Origin of the sequence: Pasteurella bettyae CCUG 2042 (assembly GCF_000262245.1) — a bacterium.
In the GTDB taxonomy this organism is placed as follows: domain Bacteria; phylum Pseudomonadota; class Gammaproteobacteria; order Enterobacterales; family Pasteurellaceae; genus Basfia; species Basfia bettyae.
Window position 1 is genome coordinate 87,921 of the sequence record NZ_AJSX01000047.1, and the last position, 24,440, is coordinate 112,360.

The window sequence follows — 24,440 nt, forward strand, 5'->3', positions numbered from 1 at the left end:
AAAAAGGCACGAGTTTTTATCGTGCCATTTTCCTTTATTTTATGACCTTAATTTACGGTTGAGGTTGTCCGTTTTGACAGTACTTTTCTTGGTTTTGTGGTTTTTACTTTAGTTGTCGGTTGGATTTTTACAAATTCAACTCCTGTCGGTGGATTTTCTAAAGCAATTGTTAGTACTTCATCAATAGTTTCCACTGGAATAATTGTTAAGGCTGATTTTGCATTATCAGGAATTTCTTCTAGATCCTTAACATTTTCTTTTGGAATAAGAACTGTTTTAATTCCTCCTCGATGAGCGGCTAGTAATTTTTCTTTTAGCCCTCCGATAGGTAATACTTTACCTCGTAAACTAATTTCTCCAGTCATCGCAACTTCAGCTTTTACAGGATTTCCTGTTAAGCAAGAAACTAATGCTGTACACATGGCAATACCTGCACTTGGACCATCTTTTGGTGTTGCGCCGTCAGGAACATGAATATGAATATCTCTTTTTTCATGAAAATCCGTTGCAATTCCTAGTTTTTCGGCACGGGTACGTACAACGGTCATTGCGGCCTGAATAGATTCTTTCATAACATCGCCTAATGAGCCAGTGAAGGTTAATTTGCCTTTACCAATAACAGAGGCTGTTTCAATTGTCAGTAAATCTCCTCCAACTTCCGTCCAAGCTAAGCCTGTGACTTCACCAATACGGTTTTGAGTATCGGCTAAACCAAAGTCAAAACGTTTTACGCCAAGGTAATCTTGTAAATGTTTTGCATCAATAGTGATGGATTTTAGTCCCTTAGTTAATAGTAAGTTTTTTACTGCTTTACGGCAAATTTTTGAGATTTCTCGTTCAAGCCCACGGACTCCAGCTTCACGAGTATAGTAGCGAATAATATCAATAATCGCACTATCATCAATAGTTAATTCACCTGCTTTTAAGCCATTGCGTTCCATTTGCTTGTTAACTAGGTGACGTGTTGCAATATTTAGTTTTTCATCCTCTGTATAGCCAGAAAGACGAATGACTTCCATACGATCTAATAATGGTGTCGGGATATTCATCGAATTAGATGTCGCAACAAACATAACATCAGATAAATCGTAATCTACTTCTAAATAATGGTCATTAAAGTGTGAGTTTTGTTCAGGATCTAATACTTCTAAGAGTGCTGAAGCTGGATCTCCTCTCATATCCGATGCCATTTTATCAATTTCATCTAACAAGAAGAGTGGGTTTTTTACCCCAACTTTTGCCATTTTTTGGATTAATTTCCCTGGTAATGAACCAATATAAGTTTTACGGTGACCACGAATTTCGGCTTCATCACGTACACCACCTAATGCCATACGGACGTATTTACGCCCCGTTGCATTAGCAATAGATTGACCTAAAGATGTTTTCCCTACACCAGGAGGACCGACTAAGCAGAGAATCGGACCTTTTAATTGATTTAAACGAGTTTGTACCGCTAAGTATTCTAAAATACGTTCTTTTACTCGTTCTAATCCATAGTGATCGGTATTTAGGATTTCTTCTGCTTTGGCAATATCTTTTTTTACTTTTGTGCGTTTATGCCAAGGCACTTGAATCATCCAATCAATATAGCTACGAACAACGGTTGCCTCTGCAGACATTGGTGACATCATTTTCAGTTTTTGCAGTTCAGCATTAACTTTTTCATATGCTTCTTGAGGCATTTTAGCCTCTTCAATTTTTTGACGTAATTGTTCAATTTCGTCGTTCGCAGGTGCACCTTCACCATCACCAAGTTCTTTTTGAATAGCTTTCATTTGCTCATTCAAGTAGTAATCACGTTGGCTTTTTTCCATTTGTTTTTTCACACGGTTACGAATGCGTTTCTCCACTTGTAATAAGTCGGCTTCGCTTTCCATCGTGCCAAGTAAGTACTCTAAACGTTCAACAACATTTTCACGTTCAAGCACTTCTTGTTTGTGACTGACAGAAATAGGTAAATGTGCAGCTAAGGTATCGGCAAAACGATCAAATTCAGTAATATCTGATAATGCTTTTGATAATTCAGGCTGAATTTTTTTATTTTGTTTTGCATAATTTTCAAATTCAGTGAGAACAGTATCACGTAAAACATCTAATTCTTTTTTGTCACCTAGAGTGGTTTCAATAGGTGTGACTGTGGCAGAAAAATATTCTTCATCTGTCAACTTAAGGATATTAGCACGTTGTTGACCTTCAACTAATACTTTAACTGTACCATCAGGTAGTTTTAATAGTTGAATAATATTAACAATTGTCCCTATTCCATAAACATCATTAATTGTTGGCTCTTCAAGTTCTGCTTGTTTTTGAGAGACCAATAATAATTGTTTGCCTGATTCCATGGCTTCATCTAGACTACGAATTGATTTCGCACGACCAACAAATAATGGCATTACCATAAAAGGAAATACCACAACATCTCTCAATGGGAGAACGGGTAATTCTTTCTGTTGAATTTTTCTAGTGCTCATAAGTTACTCTTTATTTGAAATTTCAGATTTGTTTAGCTTATATGGGGGTAGTAGAGAGAACTTCAAGTATCATTAAACAAAAGTGCGGTAGAAATTCCGCACTTTTTATAGAATGATTACTTGTATTCTAATTTTGGTGCTTGATTTTTATTGATGACATCCTCATCAACAATCACTTTTGTTAGATCTTTTAATGATGGTAAATCATACATCGTATCTAACAATGCGCTTTCTACAATTGAACGTAGGCCTCGTGCACCTGTTTTACGAGCAAGAGCTTTTTCTGCCATTGCTTTAAGTGCTTGATGAGTAAATTCTAGTTCAACATCTTCTAAGCTAAATAGTGCTTGGTATTGTTTAGTCAGTGCATTTTTAGGTTCGGTTAAAATTTGAATTAATGCATTCTCATCCAGCTCACTAAGTGGAGCAACTACAGGAAGACGACCAATAAATTCAGGAATTAAACCATATTTGATCAAATCTTCAGTTTCAATTTGTTTGAATAAGTCAGTGAGGCTTGCCTCATCGGCTTCACCTTTCACTTCAGCATCAAAACCGATACCACTACCTTTATAAATGCGTTTTTGTACCACACGATCTAAACCTGCAAATGCACCACCACAGATAAATAAAATTTTAGAGGTATCAACACGTAACATTTCTTGTTGTGGATGTTTACGTCCCCCTTGAGGTGGAATAGAAGCTACTGTCCCTTCAATTAATTTTAATAAAGCTTGTTGAACACCTTCGCCAGAGACATCACGAGTAATGGATGGATTATCTGATTTACGTGTGATTTTATCGATCTCATCAATGTAAATAATACCTTGTTGAGCTTTTTCAGTATTATATTCACAATTCTGTAGTAGTTTTTGAATGACGTTTTCAACATCTTCACCAACATAACCTGCTTCAGTTAAAGTGGTTGCATCAGCCATTGCAAAGGGAACATTCAGCATACGAGCCATGGTTTCTGCAAGTAAAGTTTTACCGCTTCCTGTAGGGCCAATTAACAAAATGTTACTTTTACCAAGTTCAACATCTCCGATACCATTACTTGAGCGTAAACGTTTATAATGATTATAAACAGCAACGGATAAAACCTTCTTGGCATACTCCTGACCAATTACATAATCATCTAAATGGGCTCGGATTTCATGTGGAGTAGGCAGTTTTTCTTCTACTTCTAAATATTCTTCTGCAGTTTGCTCTGCTTGATTATCGTGTAATAAATCGTGGCATAAATCAATGCAATCGCCACAAATATAGCCATTTACACCAGCAATTAATTTACCCACTTCATCTTGTGATTTGCCACAAAATGAGCAAGTTGTATCTTTTTCTTTTGCCATTTTATTTTTCCAATACTAATGGATTAACGTTTTTCTAATACGCTATCAATAAGACCGTAATTTTTTGCTTCTTCTGCTGACATGAAATTATCACGGTCAGTATCTCGTTCAATAATATCCATAGCTTGTCCAGTATGGAAAGCTAAGCGTTGATTTAATGTATTTTTAATTTTCAAAATTTCTTGTGCGTGAATTTGAATATCAGAAGCTTGTCCACGGAAACCACCTAATGGTTGGTGGATCATCACCCGTGCATTTGGTAACGCTGCTCGTTTACCTGCAGCACCACCTGCTAATAGGAATGCCCCCATTGAGCAAGCTTGACCAACGCATAATGTACGGACATCAGGCTTAATAAATTGCATGGTATCGTAAATTGCCATGCCCGCTGTAACAGAACCACCAGGAGAGTTAATATATAAATTGATATCTTTTTCAGGACTTTCCGATTCTAAGAAAAGCAGTTGAGCAACAATTAAGTTTGCCATGTTGTCTTCAACTTCACCGCTTAAGAAAATAATGCGTTCTTTTAATAAGCGAGAATAAATGTCGTAAGAACGTTCACCACGAGATGTTTGTTCTACCACCATAGGAATAAGAGCCATAGGTACCTCTAAATCAAATTTAAATAGCTAATAATTTTTGACTAGCATATATACAAAGCGTTCGGTTATTCTACCTGAAAAATAGAATTTTTCTAACTTTAATTATCTAGTGAAAAGTTTGAATGCATAGCTTATTGCATTATAAGCAGATAATAGGGTTTAGATAGAAGAAAAAAGTGCGGTGAAAATTTAAAAAATTCTACCGCACTTTAATACTAAGAAAAGTAGGAATCTACAGCAAATTATGCTTGTGGATTCATTACTTCATCAAAAGTGGACGCTTTTTCTGTTACTTGTGCTTTTGCAAGAACGGCATCAATAGCTTGTTCTTCTAATACAACATTACGAATGTTATTCATTAATTCGTTATTTTTGCTATAGTATTCAACCACTTCAGCAGGTTGTTCGTAAGCTGATGCAATATCTTCAATCATTGCTTTAACTTTATCTTCATCGGCTTTTAATTCATTTGAAGAGATCACTTGAGATAATAATAAGCCAATTTGCACACGACGTTTTGCTTGTTCTTCAAATAACTCACGTGGTAATTGAGCAGCTTGTTGAGTATTGCCACCAAAACGTTGAGCTGCTTGAGCACGTAAAGTTTCAATTTCTTGATCAACCGCTGCGGCAGGCACATCAATTGGATTTTGTTCAATTAAGCCATCAATAACTTGTTTTTTTACTTTTGCAGTTAAAGCATTTTTTAATTCACGTTGCATATTTTTACGAATTTCAGTACGTAAATCATCAACTGATTTTGTATTTGGACCAAATTTAGCAATGAATTCGTTTGTTAATTCAGGTAATACCATAACTTCGACTTTTTTCATGGTAATAGCAAATTTAGCTGCTTTACCTTTTAAGTTTTCTGCGTGATATTCTTCAGGGAATGTCACATCAATGTCAAATTTATCGCCAGCTTTATGACCTAAAATACCTTCTTCAAAACCTGGAATCATTCGGCCTTGACCCATTGCTAAAACGAAATCATTAGCTTTGCCGCCTTCAAATTCTTCACCGTCTACTGAACCAACAAAGTCGATAGTGACACGATCTTCTTTATTTGCAGCATTATCTGTTTCAGCCCAAGTTGCTTGTTGTTTACGTAGTACTTCAACCATGTTGTCCACGTCAGCATCTGAGATTTCAACAGTTGTTTTTTCAACCTTGATATTTTCTAAGCCTTGTAATATTACTTCTGGGTACACTTCAAATGTTGCTGTAAATTGTAAATCTTTACCAACTTCATAACTTTCAACAGCGAATGTTGGGCGACCAGCTAGGTTGACTTTTTCTTGGAACGCTAAATCAAAGAAATGGCGTGGTAATAAATCATTTAATACATCTTGACGCACTGAAGCACCAAAACGTTTTTCAATAATTTGTGCAGGAACTTTACCTTTACGGAAACCATCAATACGCGCAGTTTTAGAAACACGTTTTAATTCTTCACGTACAGCTGTTTCAACAGTTTCTGCCGGAACGGTGATAGTGACACGACGCTCAAGACCTTGAGTTGTTTCAATAGTTGTCATTCTTCTTTTACCTCGAATTGAATTGAATGTGCAATCGGCGAACGCTTACACCGAATACGGGTTTAAATTGATATAAACTAGAGAATTATATCGCTAGTCAAGGATACAGTCGAGGAAATGAGATAGAAAAAAAAAGACTTGCTTAAAAAATGAACTAAAATAAAAGAAAAACCCTATTTTACTTTTGTAAAATAGGGTTCGATAATCAATTAAAGTGCTTTTGGAACGCGGATTTTTTGACCTGGGAAGATTTTGTTTTCATCTTTAATCACTTCTTTGTTGGCTTCAACAATGGCTTTATATTTTGCACCGTTGCCGTAATATTTTTCAGCGATTGCCCATAAAGTGTCGCCTTTTTGGATAACGTAAAATTCATCATCACCACCAAGGACATCACCATTTAAGATGTTAACACCTTCTGCTTTAACGGAAGAAATGCCAGCAATGTTACCTGCCATTAAAATTGCTTTTTCTAATGCGCTTGCTGATTTTGCTGTACCTTGAATATTTGCAACGCCATTTTCAACAGTGACATTAAGATTTTCAACACCTGGATTATCTTCAGCAATGTGATTAGTGACCGCTTGTGAAGCTTCTTCTTCTTTGTTGAAGATTTTTTTACCAATATTACTTACGAAGTCGAATAAACCCATTTTTCTTTCCTTTTATTAAAGTTGATTGATAACGACAGAGTAAACATAACGAAATAAAATAGCGACGTCTATAAAATTTACATTAATTGAAAATTTTCCTAAAAGCTACCGCACTTTTCATTATTTATACTTGTTGGGTATTATTTTTATATGCTTCTAATGTGTTATACATCAGCATAGCTACAGTCATTGGTCCCACACCACCAGGTACAGGCGTAATGAAACTTGCATGTTCAGCAGCGGTTGCAAATTCAACATCACCACGGAGTTTGCCATCTTCACCACGATTAATACCTACATCGATTACTATAGCACCATCTTTGACCCAATTTCCTGGAATAAATTCAGTTTTTCCAAGAGCAGCAACTAAAATATCTGCTTGACGAACAAAAGATTCTAGATCTTTCGTTTTACTATGCGTTACGGTCACCGTACAACCTTTTAATAATAGTTCCATAGCCATTGGACGTCCCACAATATTTGATGCTCCAACAACTACAGCATGTAGCCCTTTAAGGTTTTCTCCCGTGCTTTCTAATAATTTAATAACACCAAATGGTGTACAAGAACGGAGCTTAGGAATACGTTGGCATAATCGCCCAACATTATATGGATGGAAACCATCAACGTCTTTGTTCGGTGATATAGCTTCAAGTACTTTAGTGCCATTAATATGTTTAGGTAAGGGTAACTGCACTAAAATACCATCAATCTTATCATCATGATTTAGCTGGTTGATTAATTCAAGTAATTCTTCTTCTGATATGCTTTCTGGAAGATCATAGGATTGTGAAAAAATGCCTATTTCAGCACAGCTTTTGCGTTTACTAGCAACATAGACTTGAGATGCAGGATTTTCACCAACGAGAATCACGGCTAACCCAGGCGCTCGTTTACCTTGCATTACATATTCTTTAACTTGTTGAGTTAGTTCGGATTTTATCTGTTTGGCGGTGGCTGTTCCTGAAATGATTTGTGCAGTCATGCATACATCCTTTTGTTTTGTTAAATTTATGTTATAAAACGGCTGCTATTTTCGCAAACTTTGGCGGAGATTGTAAGCCTAATATGAAATAAATTTAATCGATTAAATAAAAAAATAGAAAAAATTATTGACTGAAATAAAAAGCTCTCTATAATGGCACACATTCTGTCGGCGAGTAGCGCAGCTTGGTAGCGCAACTGGTTTGGGACCAGTGGGTCGTAGGTTCAAATCCTATCTCGCCGACCACTTCATACATCGATATCCAATGTAATGCGCCCTTAGCTCAGCTGGATAGAGCAACGGCCTTCTAAGCCGTAGGTCATTGGTTCGAATCCAATAGGGCGTGCCATTTATTCTACTTATTCCATATATTTGAACGTTGGTATGAAATTTTTTAATTTAATACCGCACTTTTGTATTGTATCCATATGAAAAAGGGCGAAAGATTTTTTACGCCCTTATTTTATTTACAACTAATTACCAAAGGTATTACATTGCGTAGGGTCACCTGTTTGTAAACCGCGTTTAAACCAGGCTAAACGTTGTTGTGATGTTCCGTGAGTGAAACTATCAGGCACGACATAACCTTGGCTTTGTTTTTGTAAACGATCATCGTCTGATGCGCCTAATTGATGTTTCATATCGTTATAGAATGAAAGATCAAGGTAAACCATATGATCATTTGGACAATAGAAAGGTCCCATTGCTGCTTGACCTGTTCCACATGAAGTACGAGTGGCTCCCGTATAAAGCACCATGGTTGGTGCTTGGTAGGTTTGTCCATTACGAGAGAAATAAGTTTGCCACGTGTTTTCTGTATCCGCTAAAACAACACGAGATAAACTATTTAAGGCTGCTTCTTCACTGCTATTTAATGAAGATGAATTACCGCCAATACTGCTATCTGCTCCAACAAAACCCGATAAATCCACACCGTAATAAGCGCCCACTAATAAAATAATAAAGCCTAATACGCCTGTTTTTTTGCCACCAAATATTGAGCCACCAGAGCTGCCATCTGTGCGTCTGTCTTCAACATTTGTACTTTCACGACGACCTTGCCAACGCATAATATTACCTTCTGTTAAAATGAAATAATCGATTAAGTCAATATTCTACAATAACAATTTAAAAAGTGCGGTACAAAATTACAAAATTTTGCAAAACTTTATGGTTGGGCATCTTTTTTTGCAAGTTGATAGCTAAATAGATACAATGTCGCTTCAATTAATCGTGGTTCGAGAACCTCCCACGCAAAAAAACTAAGGAAAATAATGAATATTTTGAATCCAAATGATAATCGTAAAGCGGTTGTTATCTTTTCTGGTGGGCAAGATTCCACTACCTGTTTAATTAAAGCCATTGCGGATTATGGGGTTGCTAATGTTGAAGTGATCACTTTCCAATATGGTCAACGTCATGCTATTGAGTTAGAAAAAGCACAATGGATTGCTGAAGATCTTGGTGTTAAACAAACCCTTATTGATACTTCAGTAATTAAAGCTATCACGACTAATGCGATGATGGAAAATATTGAAATCACAAAAGATAAAAATAATATGCCAAATACTTTTGTTGATGGGCGTAATGCAATCTTTTTACTTTACGCAGCCATTTATGCTAAGGGACAAGGCATTACTGATATTATCACTGGTGTTTGTGAAACCGATTTTAGTGGCTATCCTGATTGTCGAGATGTGTTTGTGAAATCCATGAATGTAACGTTAAATCTTGCAATGGATTATCAGTTCAATATCATTACACCATTAATGTATTTAACCAAAGCTCAGACTTGGCAATTAGCTGATGAATTAGGTGCATTGGATTATATACGTGAGCATACACATACTTGTTATCTCGGTGTTGAGGGCGGCTGCGGTAGCTGTCCAAGTTGTCTATTACGTGAAAACGGTTTAAATGAATATTTATCTTCAAAACAATAATACGAGTGAGCATTATGTTTAAAGTTTCAAAAGAATTTAGTTTTGATATGGCGCATATCTTAGATGGACATGATGGTAAATGCCAAAACTTACATGGACATACCTATAAGTTACAAGTAGAAGTCAGTGGTAATTTACATGCAGAAGGTGCCAAAAAAGGTATGGTTATTGATTTTTCTGATGTAAAGGAAATTGTAAAAGCATTTATTCTCGATCCAATGGATCATGCATTTATTTATGATATTAACAGTGAACGAGAAACCAAGATTGCCAATCTGCTGGTGGAACTCAAATCTAAAACCTTTGGTATTCCAGTGCGTACCACAGCGGAAGAAATGTCACGTTTTATATTTAACCGCTTAAAACATGAAGTAGGCTTACCTGTGTCTGCTATCCGTTTATGGGAAACTCCAACTTCATTTTGTGAATATCGAGAATAGTGCGGTGCGAAATCAGCTAATTTCTAATCCGAGCTATCCGATTGTTGAAATTTTTCAAAGCTTACAAGGAGAAGGCTTTAATACAGGCATGTCTAGTATCTTTGTGCGCTTTGGTAAATGCAATTTAGCTTGCCCTTGGTGTGATACTAATTATGAGCAGTTTGAAATGATGAGCTTACAACAGATTTTGGAAAAAGTGCGGTCATTTTCGGCGAAAAATATTATTATCACTGGTGGTGAACCAAGTATTCAGCCAAAACTTTCATTACTCCTTGAGCAATTAAAAGCAGAAGGGTATTTTCTTGCTATTGAAACGAATGGATTGAAAGAAATCCCAGCACAAATTGATTATATTGCGACTAGTCCAAAGGCAATGTATGCACAGAAATATAGCCGCCGTTGTATTCCCATTGCCAATGAAGTACGTATTGTTGTGGATGCTGATGCAAAGCAGTTCTGTCAGCAGATAGAACAACAGATTCAAGCTGAACACTATTATCTCTCGCCTTGTGAGATTGATGGTAAAATGAACTTATTAGAAACTATTCAGCTACTAGGGGCATTAAATCAACGTAAAGATAAGCCAAAATGGCAGTTGAGTATTCAAACTCATAAATTGATTGGTATTGAATAATAAAAAGGCTTGAGCGATCTCAAGCCTATTTTTTATGGATTAGATTACAAATTATTTAAACGTACTTGTAATAATTGTTGTTCTAAGGCAGAAGCCATTCCTGATTTTTTTGCTTCTTCATATTGTGCTTTGGCTGCTGCTTTATCGCCTTTAGCAAATAAGATATCGCCTGTTAGTAATTGTTTACGTACATTCCAAGTAGCATCTTTCACTAAATCTAAGCTTTGTTGTGCAGCATCAAATTCTTTCAATTGGAATTGCACATTAGCTAAGCGTAATGCTGCTATAGATGAGAAAATTTCATCAGGGGATTCAGTAATTGCTTGTTTTAAAATAGTTTCAGCCTGCGCAAAATCCTGTTTATCTACTGCTGCTTTAGCTTGTTCAAATAGTGCTAAGGTGGCATAGCTAGTTTTACCATTTGTTTTTACAAATTCAGCTAATGCAGGTGCTTTAGATGGATCTTGTTGGAATTCATAAATAACACGATCATATTGTGCTGAAAGTTCGTGGTTTTTAGCAATTTGATAGTCTTGCCAATAACGCCAGCCAAATACCCCAGCGATGGCAATAATTGCTGAAACAATGATGGTTTTGCCGTTTTCTTTCCAGAAATTCTTAATTTCATTAATTTCTTGTTCTTCTAAACTGGTATAAGCCATATTTTATTCCTCAAAATTCAGTTTTTAAATGTTCAATAACGTTATCAAGAGCGATAGTTTGTTGGTCAGCACCGCTGAGTAAATGTTTTACTACCACTTGATTGTTTTGTAATTCTGATTCACCAATAACTAAAGCAATTTTAGCACCTACTTTATCAGCGCGTTTAAATTGTTTCTTAAAGTTACCGCCAGAGCAGTGTAGCATGACACGTAATTGAGGTTGCTCAGAACGAATTTGTTCTGCTAATTTAAAGGCGGCAACTGTGGTACCTTCCCCTTGGTAAACCATATAAATATCTACTGCATTTTCGACAGGGATATTGTGATTTACTTCTTGAACTAATAATACTAAACGTTCTAAGCCCATAGCAAATCCAACTCCTGGAGAGGCATGTCCACCAAGTTGTTCTACTAAACCATCATAACGACCACCACCACATACGGTACCCTGAGCACCTAATGCTGAAGTAACCCATTCAAATACTGTTTTGTTGTAATAGTCTAAGCCACGTACTAATTTAGGATTGATTTCATAACGAATGTTCATTGCATCTAATAATGAGCAAAGTTGAGCAAAATGTTCACGGCTATCATCATCTAAATAATCTAATAACTTAGGCGCACCGTTTAATGCATCTTGTAAAGCTTCATTTTTAGTATCTAAGATACGCAATGGATTTTTTACTAAGCGTTCTTTTTCTTCATCATTCATTAAATCAGTATATTGTTGTAAGAATTCTACTAATACTGAACGATAGTTAGCACGTGCTTCTAATGAGCCAATTGAATTAAGTTGTAAAGATACATGTTGATCAATGCCAAGTGCTTTCCATAAGCGTGCTGTTAGAATAATTAATTCTGCATCTACTTCCGCATTTGGAATACCGAAGATTTCTACACCAGCTTGGTGGAATTGACGATAGCGCCCTTTTTGTGGACGCTCATGGCGGAACATTGGCCCCATATACCATAATCGTTGTTCGTTGTTATAAATCCAACCTCGTTCAATGGCTGCTCGTACACAGCCTGCGGTACCTTCTGGACGGAGTGTTAATTGCTCATCATTATCCCAGAAAGTATACATTTCTTTTGATACAACATCCGTGACTTCACCAATAGCACGAGCAAATAAAGGCGTGCTTTCCACGATAGGCATACGCACTTCAGAGTAGCCATAATTTGCTAATACACCACGAACTTTACTTTCAACCCATTGCCATAATGGTGTTTCAGTTGGTGCACAATCATTCATACCACGGATTGCTTGAATTGTTTTCGCCACGATAATTTCCCTATTGTTAAAATACAAGCACGCACAAAGGTGCGTGCAATAAAATAATTAAATAATACGATTTTTTGGATCTTGAGCCGCAACTTTCGCTCGAATTTTTGCTTCTAGTTGATCTACTATAGCTTCATTATCAAAACGCTCTTTTTGGCGTTCACCATCGAGGTAATAACCACTTTTTTTATTTCCTCCCGTTACGCCGAGATCAGAAACCAAAGCTTCACCTGGGCCATTTACTACACAACCGATAATGGATACATCCATTGGCATAATAATATCCTCAAGACGTTGTTCCAACGCATTTACTGTGCCAATCACGTCAAATTCTTGTCTTGAGCAGGTTGGGCAAGCAATAAAATTGATTCCACGAGAACGAATACGCAGGGATTTTAAAATATCAAAACCAACTTTGATTTCTTCTACGGGATCGGCAGCCAAGGAAATTCGTAAAGTATCACCAATACCTTCTGCTAAAAGCATTCCTAAACCCACCGCACTTTTTACCGCACCCGCACGAGCACCACCAGCTTCAGTAATGCCTAAGTGTAAAGGTTGTGTAATAGCTTTGGCAAGTAAACGATATGATTCCACAGCTAAGAATACATCTGAGGCTTTAACGCTCACTTTAAATTGATCAAAATTCAGGCGATCTAAAATTTCTACATGTCGCAATGCAGATTCTAATAAGGCTTCAGGGGTTGGCTCACCATATTTTTCTTGAATATCTTTTTCTAAGGAACCTGCATTGATACCAATACGAATAGGAATATTTTTATCTTTTGCACAATCAACCACTGCTCGAATGCGATCTTCACGCCCGATATTACCAGGATTAATGCGTAAGCAATCTACACCATATTCAGCGACTTTTAAGGCAATACGATAGTCAAAATGAATATCTGCGACAAGAGGCACATTCACTTGTTGTTTGATTAGTTTGAATGCTTCAGCGGCATCCATCGTTGGTACAGAAACTCGCACAATATCTGCACCAACACGTTCTAACGATTTAATTTGTGCAACAGTGGCTTGTACATCTGTTGTACGAGTATTTGTCATTGATTGAACAGCAATAGGCGCATCTCCACCTATTGGCACATTACCCACATAGATTTTTTTAGATTCACGACGTTTAATCGTTGGTTTAAATGCAGACATAATTTTATTGTAGTTTAAATTTAGCGACACGACCGTCAACTTTTAATGGATAAACTTCACCTTTGTAAGTGATTTTTACATTACTTGGTGCACCGATAATAACCGCATAGGGTGAACCTTCATTGAAGGTTAATATTTCGCCTTGTTTATATTCTTTTTGTGCTAAAACTTTACGTTTTACATCTTTTACACTAATCCAACAATTAGCTCCTGTGACTTCAATTTGTAAATCACCAGCGACAGCAACAGAGGGCATAGTTTCTGTATTAGTGGCTTGTTCTGCTGTACTAGGCTCTGCTGTTGTATGTTGTTGCAACATTTCTTGTGCCGTGTTTGTGTGTTCTATTTGTGAACTTTCTGTTGTTGTAACAGGCGCTGGAGCAGGTGTTATCACTAGTGGTGATTGAGTGTCTTGGCTGATTGTTGCAGGCTGAACAGGCGTATCTATTACAACAGCATCTGTAGATGAGTTGCTTTCTTTGTTAGATTTATCTTCATTTGCAACATAACTTTGGACTAAGTTATCACGTTCATAATTGGATTGTTGATAGTTTTCCCACCACCAAAGTGCAGTCATGCCTAATACGCATAATGTCACTAATGTAGTAAGATAACCAATCCAACGATTATGTGAAGCATGATGGCTAACAGCATGTTTAGCCTGCGTATTTTTGGTGAAATCATGATGTGGTGTGTCATCAATCTTTGCAATATCAGTTGACCAAGCCTGCTCTGGTAATTTGAGTAATTTTGCATAATTACGCACATATCCTTTCATGAATATAGCAGGAATAGATTTTTGCTCAAGTTCATTATTTTCAATGGCTTCAATCACAAAGGCACGTAAGTTAAGTTTTTGTGCAACATCCTCAACTGAGAGGTTTAAATTTTCACGAGCTTGGCGAAATTTGTCGCCAAGAGAAGAAGTGGATTCAGTAGTTTTTTCGATATTCATAAGATAAATGTTTTATTCATAGGAGCAATACAGAAATTAGTAAAGTTTAAAGTCGTAATGCATCTTTTGCAACATTTATTATACATTATTCCATAATAAGCTTCAGTAATTCTTCATTTCTAAAAAACTTGATTATTTTAATAGGTGTTTTAGTTGATTAGAGCGTGCTGAATCTAATTTTTCCAGTTGAGAAATCGCATGTTCGAAAAGTGCGGTATTTTTTGCAGAAATTGAACAAAGTGCAATGTTTTCATAACTATCTGCTTGGTGATAGTAATTAGGAGAAGCTAGCGCTTGCTCAAATTGTTGATAGGCTGCAGAATATTCACCTTGTGTGCATAGAAATGCACCATAATTGTTATGTACGTCACCTTGTTGATTATCTATATCTAACGCTTTCTGATAATGTTGTTTGGTTTGTTGAATATTACCTTGCTGTTGATAAAAATAAGCTAAAGCTGAATAAACTAAATAATATTGAGGTGCATGTTCTAAGGCTTTATCAAAATTTTGTTTAGCGAGGCTGGGATTTTGTTGGTTTAGGTAAGCCAGCCCTAATTCAATACGAGCTTTGGCTGCTTGTTGTTTAGCAAGTTGTTCAGAGCTCAGTTTAGGTGTAGAGCTACAAGCAGCAAGAAATAAGGCGAAAAGTGCGGTAGCAATTTGAAAAATTTTATATAACATCATTTCTCCTTATCCATTTAAAGAAAAGGCCTCTAAATGAGAAGCCTTTCATATGTATTATTGTACTTGTACGTTAATGTTTTGACCAAATTGACGTTTCGCCGCAGTACGCTTGGTTCGGTCGATAACCTCACCTGCTAATTGCCCACAAGCTGCATCAATGTCATCGCCACGAGTTTTGCGTACAATTACAGTAAAACCATATTCCATTAATGTTTTTTGGAATTTATCCACCCTCGTGTTAGAACTTTTGCCATAAGGGGCTTCAGGGAACGGATTCCATGGAATTAAGTTAATTTTACATGGCGTATTTTTTAATACTTCTGCTAATTGATGAGCGTGTTCAATGCTATCATTAACATGGTCTAGCATCACATATTCAATGGTGACTTTTCCATGGTTTGCATTAGATACTGTTAAATAACGATTTACGCTATCAATCAACATTTTAATATTGTATTTTTTATTAATTGGCACAATTTCATCACGTAATTCATCATTTGGTGCATGTAATGAAATAGCGAGAGCTACATCAATCATTCCGCTTAAATTATCCAATGCAGGCACTACGCCTGAAGTAGAAAGGGTGACACGGCGTTTTGATAGTCCATATGCAAAATCATCTAACATAATTTCCATGGCGGGCACCACATTTGCCACATTTAATAGAGGCTCACCCATTCCCATCATAACCACATTAGTAATTGGACGAATGCCGGTGACACCAAATTCTCCAATCACTTTGGAAGCACGCCATACTTGGCCAATAATTTCTGATACCGTTAAATTACGATTAAAGCCTTGTTGTGCCGTAGAACAGAATGTACAAGCTAATGCACAACCTACTTGTGATGAAACACATAAAGTGGCACGATCAGCTTCAGGAATATATACGGTTTCAATTTGTTGATCACCTACTTGCATAGCCCATTTTATAGTGCCATCAGAAGAACGTTGTTCTACTGCAATTTCAGGGGCTTTGATTTCTGCAACAGTCTTTAATTTATCTCTAAGTTTCTTATTAATATTCGTCATATTGTCGAAGTTATCTTCGCCAAAATGATAGATCCATTTAACTAATTGATCTGCACGAAATGGTTTTTCACCTAACTCTTTGAAAAATTCACGCATTTGCTGGCGAGTTAAGTTCATTAAATTGATTTTTTCTGACATGTTGCCTCGAATGGTCTCGTTATTACACGTTGCGACGTATTTAAAGGCGAACATTCTACTCATTTATTTAGCTCTAATCTATCAATTTCCTTAAATTTATAGAATTTTAACCGCACTTTTTTGTGATTTAGATTCCAATTTTTAAATAAATAGTTCGGAATATAAATACTGACTGATGATTATCTGCTCAAGGATAAATTTGCGTGTGAACAAATATCAATAAGAGATATTTAGTTTAGTGATAAGTTATAGTGGTAATTTCATGGTCACTTTTAAGCCACCAAGTTTACTGCGAGAGGCCATAATTTCACCATGATGTTGTTGAATAATATTTTTTACGATAGCCAAGCCTAGTCCAGTTCCGCCTGTACTACGTGTACGAGCAGTATCAATTCGATAGAATGGAATAAATATTTTACTATATTCTTCATCAGGAATGCCCGGTCCATTATCATCAATACAAATGCAAAGGGTATAGAGCTCTAATGAAAATGTGATATTGACAGTATTATTGGTATATTTTAAAGCATTGCGTAGGATATTTTCTAAAGCGCTTGCTAAAGATTGTTGGTTACCTGTAATAGTATATTTTTCAGGAGATGGAATTTTATAAATTACATTAAAGTTAATATTTCGTTGTTCTGCTTCAAATTTGGTATCTTCAATGACTTCTTCCCAGAACTCAGTAATTTGGAAGGTATCACGTTCCAGCTGTGCTTTTAATTGGTTACGAGATAACGCCAGCAAATCATTAATCATATTATCTAAACGTTCAGTTTCTGTTTCAATTCTTTTTATTTCATTGGATTCTCCTTGACAGCGACGTATAAGTGCAGCCGCTAATTGTAAGCGTGTTAGTGGTGTTCTTAGTTCATGAGAAATGGAATACAGTAAAGACTGACGTGTTGAAAGCAAATCATCAAGTGCTTCTGTCATTTTATTAAAACTTCTGCTCAGTTGGCGCAATTCTTCAGGGCCTTGTTGCTCTAATTCTTTATGTTTAGTAAAGTCCCCTAATGTCACGGCACTAGCAAACTGTTGTAATTTACGTACTGGACGAGTAATGTTCCAAGCTAACCACCATAAAAATGGAGAAGATAACAACATGATAAGCAAGATCATAATAGCAGGATGATCAAACATAAAGCTTAAGGCTTCTTGTTGTGGATTCACTTTTTTTACGAAATAAAGTAAAAAAGGTTCATCTGTTCGACTATTGGTATGCACAATAAAAGGCCCTGCGAGCTGAATATTATCAAAGTTTTTAACTAAGGGTCTAGCTGTGTTATTTGATTGCACAACAAATTGTCTTACTGCATTTAATTCATTATTTTTTGCACCAATAATACTATTATTTTTGTCAACTAAGATCGGGTGAATAGAATCTGCTGAATCTACTGACAATTTAGACGGGGCAATCAATAAATGCGAGATTTGGTTATTTCGAATTGAGGTGACGATTTGTTTTTGATAGGCTGCTAATTCGTCATTTTTGAGTTCTTTATATATACGATTATCAAGACTCGGAATAAAAAATGCTAAAAGCAATAAGATGGTTAGGGTAAACCAGAAAAATGCAAAAATTTGTGCAGTAATAGATTGTAAATTATTTTGCATTTTTCTAATTAACATAGATTTTTCAACTAGCTGGTATATCACTAAAAGGAATTAACGAGGTTACTCCGTTAAAAGGATGTAACCTCGACCACGTAAGGTTTTAAACCAAGGTAGATTATCTTTTCGAGCTGGGAGTTTTTTGCGTAGGTTTGACATATGCATATCAATTGCTCGATCAAATGGTGTAAGACGTTTACCTAATGCTTCTAAACTCAACAACTCACGGGATAAGACTTCACCAGGATTTTTGATCAGAATTTGTAGTAAAGCAAATTCAGTACCAGTCAAATCAAGGCTTTGATCTTGATAAACAGCTTGTTGGCGTCCTGGATATAATGTTAAACCATAAAACTCAATAGTTTTTCGTTCATCTTGAGTGTTGGTATTTTCTTCTGTTGTTGAGGATTGCATTGATGCTGTTTGGCTACTACGTCTTAGAATCGCTTTTACTCGAGCAACAAGTTCACGATCGTTAAACGGTTTCGGAACGTAATCATCAGCACCAAGTTCTAAACCGAGTACTCGATCAATATCATCTCCTCTTGCCGTAAGCATTAATACGGGAGTCATATAGGACTTTCTTAAACGTTTTAATGTTTCTATCCCATTTAGTACTGGCATCATGATATCCAAAAGTACTAAATCATAACTATTATCAAGTTTTTTTAATGCTTCTTCGCCATTATGAGCAACATTGATTTCAAAACCTTCTAACGATAATAATTCAGAAAGTAATTCTGTCAGTTCTACATCATCATCCACTAATAAAAGTTTAGGCATAATTAATTCCTTGTTATGGGATTATTTCCAAAATTGCCACCAACTCGATTTTTCTGGTGTAGGTGCAGTAATATTTACGTTATTGATCTTTTGTTTTGCTTCATCAGGCAAAGGTTTATCAAGATCAAAATTTGTGACCGTACCTTGTTGATTAAAATTGACTTGTAAAGTATGTTGAATTGGATCTTCATAACTTTTTTGTTGTAAGTATACGTAATACCAAGTATTTGTCGTAAATGGATCAATTAATACAGGTGTACCTAGTAAATATTGAACTTGTTGACGTGTCATTCGTGCTTGCAATTGAGAAACTGTGGAGGCTTCTAAATAGTTTCCTTGTGGAACATCAACTCGATAAACCACTTTACTAATGGTTGAGCAAGAGGTTACACCTAATGCTAAAACAAGTGTGGTAATAATAGGGGTAATTTGCATGGTATTTACCTTTTTTGTATTTATTGTGCAAAACATTTTCATCATACCTAAACTTAGCTAAATTGCCAAATTAATTCTGTTCCTTTATAAGCCGTTGTAACTGATCTTTTAAATTTGCAGGCAGGCCATTGATGGTTAATGTATCTTGGGCTTCATTCCAAATAATCCGATTATTTAGGAGTTCAGCATCAAAGCTAATTGTTACCCCTTTGCCTGAACCAGAGAATTTGGTGAGTGATTTTAATGCAGATCGAACAGGAGGGATGCTTTGTTCTAAACCATATTCCTGTGTGGTTGCAAAATCGGCAAAAGGTTGTTCGTTTAGAGTCGGCATACTTTCTGAAAGTTCCCTTAACTCAATATCATCTCCCGCATTGATTTGTTCTTTACAATAGTCAAAAACTTGTTTTTTTACGGCTTGAGATTGAGCCGTTGTGAGATCGCCTTGTTCACAATAATCATTCACAGCTTGTAATAAACATTGGTTTTGTAATTGCGGATTCAAACCTTCTTCTGCTCCCAGAAAATCCATAAAAAAGTCTCCAATTTTACGGCCAACTCGTCCTTTAATAAAAGTAAGATAGCGATTAGAATGTGCATTTACTTGTAGATCAGTTAAATTAATCCGTGCTGCAATATCAAATTGATTAATATTAAGATATTGAGTACGTTGGATTTCAAGATTATCATCTACTAATACACTTGTGCGACTATCAAGTAGGGCAATAAACAGATAATCTGTGGCTAAAAAATTATATTGACAAAGCACAAAGGTACCACTTTCAGCAAAGGCATATTGAGCTAGTTCATTAGCTAATTGTTGTGCTGCATGATGGCTAAATGGAAGAAACTCAACTTCTTGTTCTAATAAGCGATTAAGTGCTTGAGCAAAGTTTGATTGTTCTTGGAAAATCCCATAAGCCTTAGTTTTATTTTGATAGGCTTGATGTAATTCCAACATGAATTGCTCTATTTCTGTGTTAATCGGCAATAATTGTTCACGTAGGACAGTATGCAATGGAGAATGTGTTTCTCCTTCAGTTGACGCCAATTCGGTTGTATTAGCTGTGGTGGATGTTGATTTAATAATTTGATGTAAAACAATTTGATTAACAGTAATGCTCATTGTTGTTCCAAGTAGATGATATAAAAAATTTACTTTATTATAACCGCACTTTTTTTACGATAAAGTAGAAAATATGCTAGGATCTGAAAAATTATCAGGTAAAATATTTATTTACTCAAATTTTAATTGGTTAAAACATGGCAACGCATTCAAAATATCAAGATAAACAAGTAGATGCAATTTTAAATGACATGATTCAAGTGCTAGAAAAGCATAAAGCTCCTGTAGATTTATCTCTTATTGTATTAGGTCATATGGTCACAAATTTACTGACCAGTAGTGTGGGAACAAACCAACGTACTGCATTAGCACAAGCATTTTCTGATGCGCTTTTAAATTCAGTAAAAACAAAAAATCATTAACACATAGGCTTAGTCAATAGTGAAGCTCATTAAAAACGGCAAACAATATCGTGAAGCAATCTCACAGAAAATCTCGTGGGGGCATTGGTTCACGCTTTTTAATATTATTTGGGCAATTTTAATTGGTTCTCGTTATGCATTTATTATTGATTGGCCTGCCACCCTTTTAGGTAAGATTTATTTCTTTATCAGTATTCTGGGACACTTTAGTTTTGTCGTGTTTACTGGCTATTTATTGATTATTTTTCCTTTGAGTTTTCTCATTAAAAATAACCGCACTTTTCGAGGTGTTTCGGTTATTTTGGCAAGTATTAGTTTGACCTTATTGGTCATTGATACTGAGGTCTTTTCTCGTTTCTCACTACATTTGTCTTCACTCGTTTGGAATTTATTGGTGAATCCTGAAGATGGTGAGCTGTCTCGTGATTGGCAAATTTTCTTTGCACCAATGCCAATTTTGTTATTGGCACAAATGATTTATTCTCGTTGGTCTTGGAATAAATTACGTAGCTTAGAACGTCAAAAATGGATTCGTAAAGTGGGTTTTACGTTAGTGGCTATGTTTATTGCAACGCATTTGATTTATGCTTGGGCAGATGCCATGATTTATCGTCCTATTACGATGCAAAAATCCAATTTCCCACTCTCTCATCCAATGACTGCCCGTACTTTTTTAGAGAAAAATGGCTTATTAGATAAATCTGAATATGAAGAGACTGTTGAGCAACAAGGTCGGCCAGAAGCGGCTAATATTGATTATCCAAAACACAAATTAAACTATCAAGTGATGACAGAAAAACCGAATATTTTAATTATTAATATTTCAGGTTTGCGTTATGATTCGATCATTGAGAGTAAGATGCCTGCACTTACCCAATTTGCAAAACAATCTACACAATTTATGAATCACTATAGTAGTGGTAATAATAACAATTTAGGCTTGGTCGGATTATTCTATGGGCTTAATTCACGTTATGCCGATTCGATACTGCAAAATAAAGCTGAGCCTGAACTCATTAAAAAAATTCAAGCTGAACATTATCAATTGGGAATCTTTTCAGCAACTAATTTTAAAGATAGTTTATTTAAACAAGCTATTTTCCAAAAAATGAATTTACCTAAGATTCAACTAGGCAATCAAAGTGCGGTTAAAAATTGGATAAATTGGTTAGATGTAGCACATCAAGAGCAACCTTGGTTTAGCTATTTAGATTTGGATCTGTTAACGCCGATTGAATCTCAGACTGAGCTTTCTGAACAAGCTGAAATGGAATTATATGACAATCAATTAAAAGATGCGGATACGCAACTGAATGCCGTGATTGAGCAATTAACCAATCGGAATTTATTAGATAATACACTTGTGTTGATTACTTCAAGCCATGGTCATGCTTTCCATTTGTCTAAAGAATCTCGTAAAGATTATTTTGGTTTAGATGAAATCCAAGTTCCGCTGATTATCCATTGGCAAGCTTTACCCGCTGGACAACAAAGTAAGTTAACCAGTCATACGGATATTGTATCTACGTTAATGCCAGAACTTTTTAAAGTTAACAACCCAATTTCTGATTATGCACAGGGTGAAAACCTTGCACAGGAAGCACGTAAAGCGGATTGGGTATTAGTGGGTAATTATCGTTGGAATGTGATTATTGTCTCTAATGGCAATCAGTATCATATTGATCGGAAAGGTCGTTATCAGAAATATAACGTTGATTATGAGAAGGTATCTTCAACTCGTCCACCTTTAGGGCTATTCCTTGAAGTCTTTACTCAAAGTCGTTCATTTGTTGCAGAATAATAGCATAGACCTATTTTTTAATAGGTCTTTGTTTATTCTATAGGCATTTTTTAAAATCGACTGTATTTTTTATAGCCAAACATTTATACTACGAGTCTAGTACTAGATAAGGACTAGATAACAATGTTATTAATCAAAAATCAGAGAATTTTTCATAACATTCTTCCCCTCAAAGCTAATCAACTTTTAGTTGTATTAACAGCCTGTCTTTTTTTAATTAATAACGCATTTGTTCTGTTCAATCCTATCAGTTTTTTTATTCATTCAAATACTGTTATGGAGTAATCATGAAAAATCATGTTCGCAGTTTTAAAACCTATATTCGTGATGAGATTATCAAAAAAGGAGGATGGGTAAATTCACATGCACATGCAGATCGTGCATTTACCATGACCCCTGAAAAAATTGGGATATATCACAATAGTAATCTTCAGCAAAAATGGGATTTGGTGGATGAAGTAAAACGAACTTCAAGTGTTGAGGATTATTATGCTCGTTTCTGTCAATCTATTGAATTAATGATTTCTCAAGGTGTAACAGCATTTGGTACCTTTGTGGATGTTGATCCGATTTGTGAAGACAGAGCAATTATTGCGGCACATAAAGCACGAGATGTTTATAAAAATGATATTATTCTGAAATTTGCAAACCAAACCCTAAAAGGTGTTATTGAACCTACTGCTCGTAAATGGTTTGATATTGGTGCTGAGATGGTGGATATGATTGGTGGTTTACCTTATCGTGATGAAGTGGATTATGGACGGGGCCTAGAAGCCATGGATATCCTGTTAGATAAAGCGAAGTCATTAGGTATAATGTGTCATGTGCATGTTGATCAATTTAATACTCCCACTGAAATTGAAACTGAACAACTTTGCGATAAAACTATTGAGCATGGTATGCAAGGTAGAGTGGTGGGTATTCATGGGATTTCAATTGGTGCCCATTCAAAAGAATATCGTTACAAACTCTATGAAAAAATGCGACAAGCACAAATGATGATGATCGCTTGCCCAATGGCATGGATTGATAGCCATCGTAAAGATGATTTACAACCTTTCCATAATGCTTTAACGCCCGCAGATGAAATGATTCCTGAGGGAATTACTGTTGCATTAGGTACCGATAATATTTGTGATTATATGGTGCCTCTTTGTGAAGGAGATTTATGGCAAGAATTAAGTCTATTAGCCGCAGGTTGTCGTTTCCCACATTTAGATGCGATGGTGGATATTGCTAGTATTAATGGACGTAAAGTGTTGGGATTAGATATTTAATATTGAACTATTCACACATCGGATCTGATTTTTTCTTTATTCTATTGTCAAAAGATACGTTAGCTACTAATGTATCTTTTTTCATCTTTTTGGGGACGTTGATGTGAGTAAAATAGGTCTATTTATCTTGTTTATTTCAGCACCGATGTTGGTGTTGGCAGTGTCATCTGCATTAAATAAAATGGGAAACCATGTTGGACAGTTGGGTGCTATGCCTTCAGCAGGGGAGAATTTGCCTACTCAGGCACAATCAAATATCACTTTTAGCCAGCAGGTGGGGGCAACCCATGGACAAGATGGCGTTATTTATCATCAGATGGGCGAAGCTACCTATAGCAATACAGGCAAAGTATATTATGATACAGGAAAGCATATTTATGCGAGTGATGCTTCATATTGCGTAAAAATTGGTGCTGTAACGCAATGTACCGCACCAATAACGAAATAATATTTCAATAAAGAGCAGTAAACTATCCTTTGAAATTTTAATGTGCGGTC

General features: G+C 35.9%; 24 protein-coding genes, 2 tRNA genes and 1 riboswitch. Of the genes, 9 read left to right on the forward strand and 17 right to left on the reverse strand.

Going from position 1 to position 24,440, the window contains the following annotated elements; all coding sequences use genetic code 11:
* Nucleotides 1-47: 47 nt before the first annotated feature.
* The 6 genes from lon to folD all read right to left on the reverse strand — a co-directional run bounded on the left by lon (nucleotide 48) and on the right by folD (nucleotide 7,607).
* Nucleotides 48-2,474: an endopeptidase La gene (gene lon, locus HMPREF1052_RS10415; RefSeq protein WP_005761764.1), complete on the reverse strand. Its 2,427-nt coding sequence runs from the start codon at nucleotides 2,472-2,474 to the stop codon at nucleotides 48-50.
* 116 nt (nucleotides 2,475-2,590) lie between these two features.
* Nucleotides 2,591-3,826, reverse strand: coding sequence for an ATP-dependent protease ATP-binding subunit ClpX (gene clpX, locus HMPREF1052_RS10420; RefSeq protein ID WP_005761683.1), 1,236 nt, complete (start codon nucleotides 3,824-3,826; stop codon nucleotides 2,591-2,593).
* A 23-nt stretch (nucleotides 3,827-3,849) separates the two neighbouring features.
* Nucleotides 3,850-4,431 (reverse strand): ATP-dependent Clp endopeptidase proteolytic subunit ClpP, encoded by a 582-nt coding sequence (gene clpP / locus HMPREF1052_RS10425; protein ID WP_005761686.1) that lies wholly within the window; start codon nucleotides 4,429-4,431, stop codon nucleotides 3,850-3,852.
* A 242-nt stretch (nucleotides 4,432-4,673) separates the two neighbouring features.
* The gene (gene tig / locus HMPREF1052_RS10430) at nucleotides 4,674-5,969 is read right to left on the reverse strand and encodes a trigger factor (protein ID WP_005761873.1); all 1,296 of its coding nucleotides are present in this window, start codon (nucleotides 5,967-5,969) and stop codon (nucleotides 4,674-4,676) included.
* A gap of 209 nt (nucleotides 5,970-6,178) precedes the next feature.
* Nucleotides 6,179-6,622, reverse strand: coding sequence for a peptidoglycan-binding protein LysM (gene lysM / locus HMPREF1052_RS10435; protein ID WP_005761746.1), 444 nt, complete (start codon nucleotides 6,620-6,622; stop codon nucleotides 6,179-6,181).
* Between the two features lie 124 nt (nucleotides 6,623-6,746).
* Nucleotides 6,747-7,607, reverse strand: coding sequence for a bifunctional methylenetetrahydrofolate dehydrogenase/methenyltetrahydrofolate cyclohydrolase FolD (gene folD / locus HMPREF1052_RS10440; RefSeq protein WP_005761829.1), 861 nt, complete (start codon nucleotides 7,605-7,607; stop codon nucleotides 6,747-6,749).
* 169 nt (nucleotides 7,608-7,776) lie between these two features.
* Here folD and HMPREF1052_RS10445 point away from each other — a divergent pair.
* Together HMPREF1052_RS10445 and HMPREF1052_RS10450 are read left to right on the forward strand one after the other, a co-directional pair.
* Nucleotides 7,777-7,853: transfer RNA gene (locus tag HMPREF1052_RS10445), tRNA-Pro, on the forward strand.
* A gap of 26 nt (nucleotides 7,854-7,879) precedes the next feature.
* Nucleotides 7,880-7,956 (forward strand) — tRNA-Arg (locus tag HMPREF1052_RS10450).
* A 124-nt stretch (nucleotides 7,957-8,080) separates the two neighbouring features.
* Here HMPREF1052_RS10450 and HMPREF1052_RS10455 read toward each other — a convergent pair.
* Nucleotides 8,081-8,677, reverse strand: a complete 597-nt coding sequence (locus tag HMPREF1052_RS10455) for a neutral zinc metallopeptidase (RefSeq protein ID WP_005761735.1) — start codon at nucleotides 8,675-8,677, stop codon at nucleotides 8,081-8,083.
* A gap of 157 nt (nucleotides 8,678-8,834) precedes the next feature.
* Nucleotides 8,835-8,879, forward strand: a riboswitch (PreQ1 riboswitch).
* Nucleotides 8,880-8,881: 2 nt separating this feature from the next.
* Here HMPREF1052_RS10455 and queC point away from each other — a divergent pair.
* From queC to HMPREF1052_RS10470, 3 genes are read left to right on the forward strand one after another with little or no spacing between them, the layout of a single operon-like run.
* Entirely contained in the window at nucleotides 8,882-9,550 is a 669-nt protein-coding gene (gene queC, locus HMPREF1052_RS10460; RefSeq protein ID WP_005761706.1) for a 7-cyano-7-deazaguanine synthase QueC, read from the forward strand.
* A 14-nt stretch (nucleotides 9,551-9,564) separates the two neighbouring features.
* Nucleotides 9,565-9,990 carry a 6-carboxytetrahydropterin synthase QueD gene (queD, locus tag HMPREF1052_RS10465; protein WP_005761816.1) on the forward strand — a complete coding sequence of 142 codons (426 nt, stop codon included), beginning with the start codon at nucleotides 9,565-9,567 and terminating at the stop codon, nucleotides 9,988-9,990.
* Nucleotides 9,991-9,994: 4 nt separating this feature from the next.
* Nucleotides 9,995-10,624 (forward strand): 7-carboxy-7-deazaguanine synthase QueE, encoded by a 630-nt coding sequence (locus tag HMPREF1052_RS10470; RefSeq protein ID WP_005761721.1) that lies wholly within the window; start codon nucleotides 9,995-9,997, stop codon nucleotides 10,622-10,624.
* 44 nt (nucleotides 10,625-10,668) lie between these two features.
* Here HMPREF1052_RS10470 and HMPREF1052_RS10475 read toward each other — a convergent pair whose 3' ends face one another.
* From HMPREF1052_RS10475 to yejK, 10 genes are all read right to left on the reverse strand, one after another.
* The gene (locus HMPREF1052_RS10475) at nucleotides 10,669-11,286 is read right to left on the reverse strand and encodes a YfgM family protein (protein ID WP_005761716.1); all 618 of its coding nucleotides are present in this window, start codon (nucleotides 11,284-11,286) and stop codon (nucleotides 10,669-10,671) included.
* A gap of 10 nt (nucleotides 11,287-11,296) precedes the next feature.
* Entirely contained in the window at nucleotides 11,297-12,568 is a 1,272-nt protein-coding gene (gene hisS, locus HMPREF1052_RS10480; RefSeq protein ID WP_005761814.1) for a histidine--tRNA ligase, read from the reverse strand.
* 57 nt (nucleotides 12,569-12,625) lie between these two features.
* On the reverse strand, nucleotides 12,626-13,732 hold the full coding sequence (gene ispG, locus HMPREF1052_RS10485; RefSeq protein ID WP_005761708.1) for a flavodoxin-dependent (E)-4-hydroxy-3-methylbut-2-enyl-diphosphate synthase: 1,107 nt from the start codon (nucleotides 13,730-13,732) through the stop codon (nucleotides 12,626-12,628).
* Between the two features lie 4 nt (nucleotides 13,733-13,736).
* A complete protein-coding gene (locus HMPREF1052_RS10490) occupies nucleotides 13,737-14,687 on the reverse strand; it encodes a RodZ domain-containing protein (RefSeq protein WP_005761854.1) in 951 nt (316 codons plus the stop codon).
* A gap of 132 nt (nucleotides 14,688-14,819) precedes the next feature.
* Nucleotides 14,820-15,371 (reverse strand): type IV pilus biogenesis/stability protein PilW, encoded by a 552-nt coding sequence (pilW, locus tag HMPREF1052_RS10495; RefSeq protein WP_005761876.1) that lies wholly within the window; start codon nucleotides 15,369-15,371, stop codon nucleotides 14,820-14,822.
* A 57-nt stretch (nucleotides 15,372-15,428) separates the two neighbouring features.
* Nucleotides 15,429-16,544: a bifunctional tRNA (adenosine(37)-C2)-methyltransferase TrmG/ribosomal RNA large subunit methyltransferase RlmN gene (locus HMPREF1052_RS10500; RefSeq protein WP_005761723.1), complete on the reverse strand. Its 1,116-nt coding sequence runs from the start codon at nucleotides 16,542-16,544 to the stop codon at nucleotides 15,429-15,431.
* 246 nt (nucleotides 16,545-16,790) lie between these two features.
* Complete coding sequence (cpxA, locus tag HMPREF1052_RS10505; protein ID WP_005761879.1) at nucleotides 16,791-18,176, reverse strand: envelope stress sensor histidine kinase CpxA; 1,386 nt, start codon at nucleotides 18,174-18,176, stop codon at nucleotides 16,791-16,793.
* Between the two features lie 45 nt (nucleotides 18,177-18,221).
* Nucleotides 18,222-18,941, reverse strand: coding sequence for an envelope stress response regulator transcription factor CpxR (gene cpxR, locus HMPREF1052_RS10510; RefSeq protein WP_005761787.1), 720 nt, complete (start codon nucleotides 18,939-18,941; stop codon nucleotides 18,222-18,224).
* A gap of 21 nt (nucleotides 18,942-18,962) precedes the next feature.
* Nucleotides 18,963-19,376, reverse strand: coding sequence for an outer membrane protein assembly factor BamE (bamE, locus tag HMPREF1052_RS10515; RefSeq protein ID WP_005761877.1), 414 nt, complete (start codon nucleotides 19,374-19,376; stop codon nucleotides 18,963-18,965).
* A gap of 70 nt (nucleotides 19,377-19,446) precedes the next feature.
* Nucleotides 19,447-20,502 carry a nucleoid-associated protein YejK gene (yejK, locus tag HMPREF1052_RS10520; protein ID WP_005761752.1) on the reverse strand — a complete coding sequence of 352 codons (1,056 nt, stop codon included), beginning with the start codon at nucleotides 20,500-20,502 and terminating at the stop codon, nucleotides 19,447-19,449.
* Nucleotides 20,503-20,639: 137 nt separating this feature from the next.
* Between yejK and HMPREF1052_RS10525 the strand changes: the two genes are divergently transcribed.
* The 4 genes from HMPREF1052_RS10525 to HMPREF1052_RS10540 all read left to right on the forward strand — a co-directional run bounded on the left by HMPREF1052_RS10525 (nucleotide 20,640) and on the right by HMPREF1052_RS10540 (nucleotide 24,390).
* A complete protein-coding gene (locus HMPREF1052_RS10525; protein ID WP_005761715.1) occupies nucleotides 20,640-20,864 on the forward strand; it encodes a YejL family protein in 225 nt (74 codons plus the stop codon).
* 19 nt (nucleotides 20,865-20,883) lie between these two features.
* Nucleotides 20,884-22,665: a DUF3413 domain-containing protein gene (locus HMPREF1052_RS10530; protein ID WP_005761855.1), complete on the forward strand. Its 1,782-nt coding sequence runs from the start codon at nucleotides 20,884-20,886 to the stop codon at nucleotides 22,663-22,665.
* Between the two features lie 287 nt (nucleotides 22,666-22,952).
* Complete coding sequence (locus HMPREF1052_RS10535) at nucleotides 22,953-23,942, forward strand: amidohydrolase family protein (protein WP_005761807.1); 990 nt, start codon at nucleotides 22,953-22,955, stop codon at nucleotides 23,940-23,942.
* Nucleotides 23,943-24,045: 103 nt separating this feature from the next.
* Nucleotides 24,046-24,390, forward strand: a complete 345-nt coding sequence (locus HMPREF1052_RS10540; RefSeq protein WP_147280366.1) for a hypothetical protein — start codon at nucleotides 24,046-24,048, stop codon at nucleotides 24,388-24,390.
* Nucleotides 24,391-24,440: the final 50 nt, after the last annotated feature.